At 70.0% G+C, this 5483-nt stretch carries 3 protein-coding genes; all 3 read right to left on the bottom strand.

Annotated elements, in window-relative coordinates:
- Positions 1 to 409 precede the first annotated feature (409 nt).
- The 3 genes from ACH5AO_RS23515 to ACH5AO_RS23505 all read right to left on the bottom strand — a co-directional run bounded on the left by ACH5AO_RS23515 (position 410) and on the right by ACH5AO_RS23505 (position 5473).
- Positions 410 to 1828, bottom strand: a complete 1419-nt coding sequence (locus ACH5AO_RS23515; protein WP_398927674.1) for a sugar porter family MFS transporter — start codon at positions 1826 to 1828, stop codon at positions 410 to 412.
- A gap of 143 nt (positions 1829 to 1971) precedes the next feature.
- Positions 1972 to 4656, bottom strand: coding sequence for a pyruvate dehydrogenase (acetyl-transferring), homodimeric type (aceE, locus tag ACH5AO_RS23510; protein ID WP_398927672.1), 2685 nt, complete (start codon positions 4654 to 4656; stop codon positions 1972 to 1974).
- Positions 4657 to 4999: 343 nt separating this feature from the next.
- Positions 5000 to 5473 (bottom strand): carboxymuconolactone decarboxylase family protein, encoded by a 474-nt coding sequence (locus ACH5AO_RS23505; RefSeq protein WP_398927670.1) that lies wholly within the window; start codon positions 5471 to 5473, stop codon positions 5000 to 5002.
- Positions 5474 to 5483: the final 10 nt, after the last annotated feature.

The following is a 5483-nucleotide window of genomic DNA, read 5'->3' as shown; positions in this document are numbered from 1 at the left end:
CTTCGGATCCACCACCATCACCTCCCTTCGACACGGATCAAGACTCTGGGGCACTGGAACTGAGAGAGTGCCATATAGCCTTACACAATGTTGGATGTCAAGCGTGTTCACACGGACCAGGAACAGTGGCTTGAGTGTCGCGGTGCACCTGTCACGTGGCAGAACGGGGCCGACCTGCCCTGGTGCGACGCGTCCCGCCCCGTCGGGACCCGAGCGCGCCCAGGCCGGCGACTGCCGGACGTCGTGCGGCCCACGCTATTCTCACAACGGTGTTGAATACATCCGGCGATGCCGCATCGACGAGTGGTGCCTGCCGTCTCCGTCCGCCTTGGAGGCGGACGGAGACGGCAGGAATCGGGGAGCCGGTAGCGGGGACTTGACCCGGCTCCCCGGGCTCGGGGGCTGCCGCTCAGCCCATCTCCTCCAGCGTCTTGCCCTTCGTCTCCTTCACGAACTTCAGCACGAACGGGATGGAGAGCGCGGCGAAGACCGTGTAGATCACGTAGGTGAGCGACAGGTTCCAGTCGGCCAGGGAGGGGAAGCTGGCGGTGATGGCCCAGTTGGCGACCCACTGTGCGGCGGCGGCGACGCCGAGGGCGGCGGCGCGGATGCGGTTGGGGAACATCTCGCCGAGCATGACCCAGACGACCACGCCCCAGGACAGGGCGAAGAAGAGGACGAAGAGGTGGGCGGCGATCAGGGCGACCCAGCCCTGGGTGGCGGGCAACTGTCCGTCGACGAGGTCGGCGGAGAAGGCCCAGGCCTCCAGCGCCAGGCCGATCACCATGCCGACGGAGCCGATGACCGCCAGCGGCTTGCGGCCGATGCGGTCGACGAAGATCATCGCGATGACGGTGCCGACGATGTTGATGATCGAGGTGGTGAAGGAGTAGAGGAAGGAGTCCGTCGGGTCGACGCCGACCGACTGCCACAGCGTCGAGGAGTAGTAGAAGGCGACGTTGATGCCGACGAACTGCTGGAAGGCGGACAGGCCGATGCCGATCCAGACGATCGGCTTGAAGAAGAAGCCGCCGCCGAGCAGGTCCTTGAAGGAGGCCTTGTCCTCGCGGTGCATCGCCGACTCGATCTCGGTGACGCGGGCGGTCAGGTCGATGTCCGTGCCCTCGACCTCTTCGAGGATCTGCCGGGCGCGTTCGTGCTTGCCCACCGAGATCAGGTAGCGGGGGGACTCGGGGATGGCGAAGGAGAGCAGGCCGTAGAGGACGGCCGGGATCACCATGACGCCGAGCATGACCTGCCAGGCCTCCAGGCCCATCAGCTCGCCGCGCTGGTCGCCGTCGGCGGCGTTGAGGATGCCCCAGTTGACCAGCTGGGAGACGGCGATGCCGACGACGATCGCGGCCTGCTGGAAGGAGCCGAGCCGGCCGCGGTAGGCGGGCGGGGCGACCTCGGCGATGTAGGCCGGGCCGATCACGGAGGCCATGCCGATGGCGAAGCCGCCGACGACCCGCCACAACGCCAGGTCCCACAGGGCGAAGGGCAGCGCGGAGCCGACGGCGCTGAGGGTGAACAGGACCGCGGCGATCTGCATGCACCGGATGCGGCCGATGCGGTCGGCTATCCGGCCGGCGGTCGCCGCACCGATCGCGCAGCCGATCAGGGCGACGGCGATGACCTGCGCGAGCGCGGCGGAGCCGATGTCGTAACGGTCACGAATGGCCTCGACGGCACCGTTGATCACGGAACTGTCGTAGCCGAAGAGGAAACCGCCCATCGCGGCCGCCGCCGCGATGAAGACGACATGCCCGAGATGTTCGGGGTGAGCCGCCCGGGCTCCTGACTTCTGTGCCTGCGCTGTGCTGGTCACGTGTACTCCTCGGGCCACCGGCAACGCCGCCGGATGGGGGTCGGCCCTTCGAGGGCCGACTGAAGGCACCTGAGGGCACGGACGACGTCGCGGATGAGTTCTCGATGGTGGAGACCGGGCCCCGCTGGGCCCGGCCGCTTGTTTCAGTCCTGCAGGCCGTACCGCTCGCGGGCCTTGCCGACCAACGCGATGTCGACGGCTCCGGTCCGCGCCAGCCGGTCCAGTGCCGCCACGACGACCGACTCGGCATCCACCCGGAAGTAGCGGCGCGCCGCCTCACGGGTGTCGGAGAGTCCGAAGCCGTCGGTGCCCAGGGACGAGTAGTCCTGTTCGACCCACTGGCTGATCTGGTCCGGCACCTGTCGCATCCAGTCGCTGACGGCCAGCACCGGCCCCGGCGCTCCCGCGAGCGCGCCGGTCACGTAGGGGACACGCTCCTTGCCGCGCAGCCGCGCCCGGTCCGCCTCCAGAGCGTCCCGGCGCAGTTCGGTCCAGGAGGTCACCGACCAGAGGCCGGCCTGCACCCCCCAGTCGGAGGCGAGCAGCTCCTGGGCCCGCATGGCCCAGTGAATGGCGGTGCCCGAAGCGAGGAGCTGCAGTGCCGGCCCAGTGTCCGCGGCCGCGGGCCGGAACAGGTACATGCCCCGGACGATGCCCTCCTCGACGAAGGGCCCGGCCGGCATGGGCGGCTGTCGCTTGGGTTCGTTGTAGACGGTCAGGTAGTAGAAGACGTCCTCGGGCCGCTCGCCGTACATGCGCCGCAGCCCTTCCTGGACGATCACCGCGATCTCGTACGCGAACGCCGGGTCGTAGCTCACCGCGGCCGGGTTGGTGGAGGCCAGCAGGTGCGAGTGTCCGTCGGCGTGCTGCAGGCCCTCGCCGGTCATCGTGGTCCGGCCCGCGGTCGCCCCGACGGCGAACCCGCGCCCCAGTTGGTCGGCCAGGGCCCAGAACTGGTCGCCGGTGCGCTGGAACCCGAACATCGCGTAGAAGATGTAGAGGGGGATCATGGGTTCGCCGTGGGTGGCGTACGAGGTCGCCGCGGCGGTGAACTCGGCCATGGAACCGGCTTCGGTGATGCCCTCGGCAAGGAGCTGGCCGTCCTTCTTCTCCCGGTAGGCCAGTAGCTGGCCGGCGTCGACCGGCTCGTAGGTCTGGCCCTGCGGCGCGTAGATGCCGGCCGTCGGAAAGAGGGACTCCATGCCGAACGTGCGGGCCTCGTCGGGGATGATGGGCACCCATCGATGGCCCGTCTCCTTGTCCCTCATCAGGTCCTTGACCAGGCGGACGAGTGCCGTGGTGGTGGCGACCTCCTGCCGGCCGAACCCTTTCCGCAGTGCCTCGAAGGGACGGGACGGCGGCTGCGGCAGCGGCTTGACGGCCACCGTGCGCGCCGGAACGGGGCCGCCCAGGGCGGCACGCCGGTCACGCAGGTACCGGACCTCGGGGGACTGCTCACCGGGGTGCCAGAACGGCACCTCGTCGCCGCTCAGCGCGCTGTCCGGGACGGGCAGTTCCAGGACGTCGCGCAGCCGGCGGAACTGGGCCGGAGTGAGCTTCTTCATCTGGTGGTTGGCGTTGCGCGACTCGAAGTCGGGGCCCAGCGTGTGTCCCTTCACCGTCTGGACGAGGACCACCGTGGGCTCCCCCCGGTGCTCGACCGCGGCCCGATAGGCCGCGTACACCTTCAAGGGCTCGTGTCCGCCCCGGGAGTCGGCGAACATGTCGGTCAGCCGCTCGTCGCCGAGCCGTGCGGCGATGGCCGAGAGCGTGTCACCCGTGAAGAAGTGCTCGCGGATGTAGGCGGCGTCCCGGGCGGCGTACGTCTGCATCTGGCCGTCGGGCACTTCGCCCAGGCGGTGGACGAGGGCGCCGGTGCCGTCCTGCCGCAGCACGTCGTCCCATGCCTCGCCCCACAGGGCCTTCACGACGTGCCAGCCCGCGCCGCGGAACCGGGCCTCCAGTTCCTGGACGATCTTGGTGTTGGACCGGACGGGCCCGTCGAGACGCTGCAGATTGCAGTTGACGACGAAGGTGAGATTGTCGAGTCCTTCGCGGGCCGCCAGGGCAAGGGCCGCGGTCGACTCCGGCTCGTCCGTCTCCCCGTCGCCGAGGAATGCCCAGACCCGGGAGGAGGAGGTGTCCTTGATGCCCCGGTCCCGCAGGTAGCGGTTGAAGCGGGCCTGGTGGACGGCGGCGAGCGGGCCGAGCCCCATGGACACGGTGGGGAACTCCCACAGCCACGGCAGGCGCCTGGGATGCGGGTAGGACGGCAGGCCGTGACCGCCGGCCTCGCGCCGGAAACCGTTCAGGTGCCCCTCGTCCAGGCGTCCCTCCAGGAAGGCCCGCGCATAGATGCCCGGCGAGGCGTGTCCCTGGATGAAGAGCTGGTCGCCGGAGCCGTCCTTCTCCTTGCCGCGGAAGAAGTGGTTGAAGCCGGTCTCGTACAGCCAGGCCGCCGACGCGTAGGTGGTGATGTGGCCGCCGAGGCCGAGGCGGGAGCCGCGGGTCACCATCACCGCCGCGTTCCACCGGTTCAGCGCGGTGATCCGGGACTCCATGTCGAGGTCACCGGGGAAGGCGGGCTGGGCCTGGACGGGAACGGTGTTGATGTAGTCGGAGGACAGCAGCCGGGGCAGGGCCGTGCCGGACGCCGCCGCGTACTCGTGCACGCGCCGCATCAGGTACACCGCTCGTTCGGGACCCGCGTTGCGCACGACGGCTTCGAACGACGCCCGCCATTCGGCGGTCTCCTCGGCGTCCCGGTCGGGGAGCTGGTCGAGTGCGCTGGGCCCGGGGGACCCGGCGGGCCGGATCGGATCGTTCATGGCGGCCTTCCTTTCACGGTGCGGGCGCGGTGCGGCCGCCCTGGGTGGATCAGTGCCTCGTGGGCCGTGTGCCGGGGTGTCGTGGCGGATGTCCTGGGGGCGGCGCCGACCGGCCGGGCACCGCGCCGGAAAAAGGGGGACGCGGGGAGCCTCGCGGCGGTCTCCGCGGCCGGCCGGTGGATCCCGCGCCGGGACCCTCCTACGGGTCCCTTCCTCCCGGGGCCCGCCGGCCCCACTGGCGCCGCCCCGGCGGGCGGCACCCGGCGCTCACCCCATAGGACAAGGGGCGTCCCGTCGGTGTGACAGCCTGTTTCCGGTGTGCGGCTGTCGCGGCAGGGAGGAATCAGCCGAACTGACCGATCTGGTAGTCGCCCGCCGGCTGCTGGATGACGACGTTGATCCGGTTGTACGCGTTGATCACAGCGATCAGTGAGATCAACGCGGCGAGCTGGTCCTCGTCGTAGTGCTCGGCGGCCTTCGCCCAGGCCTCGTCCGTGACGCCGCCACTCGCGTCCGCGGTCCGGGTGCCCTGCTCGGCCAGTTCCAGCGCGGCGCGTTCGGCCTCGGTGAAGACCGTGGCCTCCCGCCAGGCCGCCACCAGGTTGAGCCGCTGCTGGGTCTCCCCGGCGTGCGCGGCCTCTTTACTGTGCATGTCGGTGCAGAACCCACAGCCGTTGATCTGACTGGCGCGGATCTTGACCAGTTCCTGCGTGGCGTGCGGCAGGGCCGAGTCGGCGATGACCTTGTTGGCCGAGTTGATGTGCCGGAGCACCTTCGCTCCGAGAGGACTGCCGTAGTAGTCGAAACGTGCGTTCATGGTGTGTTCC

Origin of the sequence: Streptomyces sp. NPDC018964, from assembly GCF_044390325.1 — a bacterium.
GTDB lineage: Bacteria > Actinomycetota > Actinomycetes > Streptomycetales > Streptomycetaceae > Streptomyces.
This window is presented reverse-complemented; position numbering and strand designations above follow the sequence as displayed.